Below are 4,898 nucleotides of genomic sequence, written 5' to 3' on the forward strand. Positions count from 1 at the left end.
ACGCCAAGGCGCCAAGCTCGCCAAGGCTTTTCAGTCCCTTATCGGTGCTCGGTGATTCGCCCGATGGGTAACTTGGATGCTTGAGACAGCTCATTGTCTTTCTTGGCGCCTTGGCATGAGCAATTGCCGGGTTTAGGTTGATCGTTCAAGATTGAGCGCCAGCAGCCGCCTCAAAATCTCCTCGTCCGTCATCTCTGGCCCGTAGTCCTTCCAGCCATAGGCCGCAGCCACTGCCACATCGAGTGCTTGGTGGGCGTTGTTCAGCCAGGTCGGTCGGGCGTTATAGAGGTTGGTGAGGGTCCGTTTTTTCAGCTCGGCCGCATGCTCGGGCTTCGGGATGATGCGATCCGGATAGCCGGGGACCACCTCCGGGATGCGATCGACCCACGCCGGGGGGTTGAGCCAACCTTCGCGCAGGATGTCGAGGCGGCGGGCGGCGTTGCCGATGGCCAGGGCAACCTCCCGGCGATCGGGGGCCACGGGCGGGAGGATGATCCCCGACCCCAGTGCCTCGGTGGGACCGGCGGTGTCGGCGGGGGTCAGGCCGGTGGGGAAGGGGAAGGTCTCAAAGGTGCTGGTGGGGGTGTAGCGCGGGTCGTTGCCCTTTCCAAGCCAAGTGCAAAGTCCCAAGGACCACAATTCATGGAACCGTGAGTGCAGGATTCCGAAGGTGCTGTCGTCGGATCGGGTGATGACAGTGAGATTCTTATCCGGCACCACAGCAGGGGTAAGCCAGGCGAAGACGCGGTATTTTGAGACTTCCGGAGTCACAATAAATCGAGAAAGACCCTGAGTAGCTCTTCGCATTGCTGGTCGAGCCCACTGAAAGATCCACCAATTGTCATTGGTTCGTTTCTCCCGCTTGCCAACACGGGTTGGCTGTACATGGGTCTTTGCATAGCTGAATGGCGCTTCGAACAGTGCCGCATCGTCATGCGCCCTATTCACGCCGAAGTCGATGATCCACATATCTCTGGGGCGTCGGGTAATGTCCAACCCGTTAAACCATGGTCGGACGACTTCGCTATTTGCCCGTCCGTCTGGGTTCGGCGCTGATAGCCATTGCCGGGCAAGACTGCCTTCGATATCGAACGGGCCGGTTTTCTGGATGCCGGCATAGGCCGTTCCCTCGTTTCCTTTCAGCGGCAGTGCAAATGTCAGATCCCCTGCTGAGCTTTGGTCTGTTGCCGATGTAAGATCCGTTTGTATGCCAGCCACTTGCTGTCCGTCCAGGGTGTGGAGCAGGCTTGTTCCCGCCGCACCGAAAGCCACCAATGACACCCGCACCGCCGCCCCGTCGTTAATCCATGGTTCGTCGGACCAGGCGTTGAAGATCGCCCCAGACTCGGCAACGTGATCAAGAACCTTGCGGTTCGCCCCGCCGCGAATGCTGTTGGTGGCAACCAACCCGGCATAACGGACTTTGCCCGCCTCGATCTGCGCGCGCGCCTTCTCAAACCAGTAGGTCACCAGGTCGGCACTGCCAGGGACCCGGCCCTCGTAGAGCTTCCGTAGCCGGGTCACATACTCCGTGCCCAGGCCGCCGAGCATCTTCTTGTCGCCCAGAAAGGGCGGATTACCCACGATCACATCCGCCGCCGGCCACTCCGGTTCAGTCCCGTCCGCGTTGACTACCGCGTCACGCTGCTCGATGGTCTGGAGCGGCTTCAAAATCGGGTCCTTGGACAAGGAAAAGCCGTGCGAGAGCATCCATTGGATCTCACCGATCCAGACCGTGACCCGCGCCAGTTCGGCCGCGTAGGGGTTGAGTTCGATCCCCAGCACGCTTTCAGGGCCGACCATCGGGAAGGCCCGGGGTAGGCCCAAGACCTCGGCTTCCAGGATGACTTGGTGTTCCAGGTCTTTCAGGCCCAGGAGCGACAGCAGCAGGAAATTGCCGGAGCCGCAGGCGGGATCGAGTACCCGGAAGTGCGAGAGCCGGGCCAGGTAACCCTGCAGGACCCCACGCGCATCGTTCTGGGCCTTGGTGCGCGCGGAGGGCGACTTGGCCGCCGTGGCCTTCGCCATCAGGCCGGCGATCTCCACTTTCTGTGCGGTCCACGCGTCGCGCAGCGGGTCCAACACCACCGGGTCGACCAGGCGCATGATGGAGCCGCGATCGGTGTAATGGGCGCCGAGCTGGCTGCGCTTGTCGGGGTCGAGCCCGCGCTCGAACAGGGTCCCGAAGATCGAGGGCTCAATCGCGGACCAGTCGAGCCCGGCCAGGCTACGCAGGGTCTTGATGTCGTCAATCGCCAGGGGCAGGGCCGCGCCGGAGTCGAACAGGCCGCCGTTGAACCAATCGACCGCCTCGAAGCCGATCCGCCCGCCGGTGGCCATGGCGCTGAAGAGGTCTTGCAGCATGCCGTTGAGGCTGGCCGGGTCTTTGAGCCCGGCGTCGAGCAACCGGGTGAATAGTTGCCGCGGTAGTAGCTCGATGTCTTCAGCGAACAGGCAGAACAGGACACGGATACAGAAGTGCCCGACGGCCCAGGGGTCATGCCCGCGGGCGCGCAAGGTCTGCGCCAGGCCACCGAAGCTCCCGGCGGCGGCTTCGGTGAGGGCTGCGGTGGTCTGGCCCGGCCGCAGACGATCGGGCGCGCTGAAGGCCCACTTGAGCAGCCGGCGCTTGCCGGCGTCGCGGAGATCCTCCAAGAGCAGGACATGCACGTCCGGCACCGTCCCGGTGAAGGCGGTATGGATGACGATGCGGTCCAGATCGCAAACGATCAGGAGCGGCGGGTACTCCAGGGCGGGGGTGTAGAGCTGGAGTTGCTTGAACGCGGTCTTGAGGTCTTTGCCTTTGCCCTTGTACTCCCAGCCGAAGCAGTTGCGGCGCCAGACGTCCGCCCAGCCGTCGCCGCCGCCGGCCTTGGCGGCGCCTTTCTCGAAGCAGTACCAGGACCCGGTTGGATCGGCGTCCGCCGGCGTGGGTTCATCCAGCAGCCGGCACAGGTCGATGAAGTGTTCCTGGGCGGCGGAGCGCTCTTTGAGGGTCGCGTCTGTCCATTTGGCGATGAACTGGTCAGGGGTCATGCGTCCGTTCTCCGGGGGCGCGGGTGCGGGCGGGCGCCGCGGCGGGTTTGCGTGAGGCGCACCAGTGGGGCGTGGGCGGCGCTGGCAAGCACGGAGCATAGCGCGGGGCGATGCGTAGCGTCGAGTGGGCCAGGCGGTGGTGGGCTCGACGCACTATGCAGACCTATTGCCTGAGCTCATCGCCTGGGTTCGTGACAGTGACGTGGCGGCCGGCCCATCGGCGAAGCGCGCCTGACCAGGGCCGGCGGCCTTGGCCAGATACATGGCGGCATCTGCACTGTGCAGCAGGTCATCAATGCGCTCGCCATGGTCCGGATAGATGGCGATGCCGATACTCACCGTGATCGTCACGATCACGTCCATGACCTCATACGGCTCACCGACCACCCCCACCAGGACTTGAGCCAGTTGTTGGAGGTGATTGCGGTCGGGGCATTCTGGCACAAGAATTACAAATTCGTCGCCGCCCTGGCGACAGACCGTATCGGAGGCGCGAATTTTACCCCGCAGACGCGTGGCCACCTCGCGCAGCACCTGATCGCCGGCCTGATGGCCGTATTGGTCATTGACGGGCTTGAATCCATCCAGGTCCAGAAAGAGCAACCCCAGTTGCCGGCGATAGCGCTGCGCCAGGGCTAACGCCTGTTCGACATGCCGCACAAACAGGGCGCGATTGGGTAGACCGGTCAGGTAGTCGTGATCCGCGAGGAATTGGATTTGCGCCTCGATCTCCTTGCGCTGCGTGGTATCGGCAATCACCCCGATCAAGCCGAGTGGCTGGCCGTCGGCGTCCGGCATCAGGTGGCCGTCGAGCAGGCCCCAGAATTCACTGTCATCGGCGCGCCAATAACGCCGCTCCAGCTTAACGGCTGCGACCCGCTGGGCCAATATCTCCCGCATCCGCTGCCGCGCATTCTCGCGCTCTTCGGGATGAGTATGCGTCGCGTAGTCGCTGCCGATGAGTGCGCCCATTGGGCACCGAAACATCTCGGCCATGCGCGCGTTGGCTTGGGTGATGTGACCCTTCATGTCGGTGAGAAAAATGGCGACATCGGAGGCGTCGAAGATGAGCCGCAGGCGCGCTTGGGTTTCCACTAATTCCCGATGGGCCTGGGTGGACTCCTGCAAGGCCATCGCGACGCGTAGATGCGCCCGGACCAGCAGCCAGGCGAGCAGCGACAGGGTGATACTGAGTAAGCTGCCCACCCCGAGGATGACCCAGTCTTTGTCGGCGAGGCGCCGCGCCTCACGGTCAAAGGCGGGCAGGGTCTGCGCCTGCAGCGTCCACCCATGGCCGCTGAGATCGACCGGCAGGGTCTCCTGAAAGGCACCTGTCCGCGGAGCGGATGGCGGCGCCGAAGTGAACATCAGCGCCGCGGCACTCGTTGCCGTGCCATCATAGATCGCGATGCTGATCCGGTTGGCCAGTTCCGGATAGTCACGTTGCAGTAAGCTCTCCATCAGGTTATTCATGCGTAGCGGGGAATAGGCCCAGCCCAGGAGATGGGCACGCCGCTGCGCGTCAGTTTCGTGTGGCAAGCCACGCCGATAGACGGGGAGATAGATGAGAAAGCCGGCTTGCACATCCTGATCCGTTTCCTGGAGTAGCCTGACCTTGCCTGAAATGCTGATCTCGCCCTGCTCCCAGGCGCGCACCATGGCGGCCCGGCGGACCGGTTCGGTCAACATGTCATAGCCAAAGGCACGCTGATTGCGCCAGTCGAAGGGCTCCAGATAGACGATGGCCGTGTAGATGTCGCGGGCGCCGGGCGGGTGCAGTGCATAATCGGGAAAACCCTGCGCCCGCACTCCCTGAATATGCGCCGCCTGGTCCGATGGCGCAATCAGGAGCGAGAAGCCGA

General features: G+C 63.5%; 2 protein-coding genes. Both read right to left on the minus strand.

The features are described 5' to 3' along the window. Positions 1 to 132: 132 nt before the first annotated feature. Positions 133 to 3,036: a DNA methyltransferase gene (locus tag QZY44_RS30045; RefSeq protein WP_295456406.1), complete on the minus strand. Its 2,904-nt coding sequence runs from the start codon at positions 3,034 to 3,036 to the stop codon at positions 133 to 135. Positions 3,037 to 3,189: 153 nt separating this feature from the next. Next, positions 3,190 to 4,898: CHASE domain-containing protein (locus QZY44_RS30050; RefSeq protein ID WP_295456408.1), on the minus strand; the 1,709-nt coding region annotated here is incomplete at its 5' end.

Origin of the sequence: uncultured Thiodictyon sp. (assembly GCA_903837595.1) — a bacterium.
Taxonomy (GTDB): Bacteria; Pseudomonadota; Gammaproteobacteria; order Chromatiales; family Chromatiaceae; genus Thiodictyon.

Bases quoted from the DNA above. Each gene is read 5' to 3' on its own strand.
- QZY44_RS30045 (WP_295456406.1), bottom strand. From the start codon at position 3,036: ATGACCCCTGACCAGTTCATCGCCAAATGGACAGACGCGACCCTCAAA.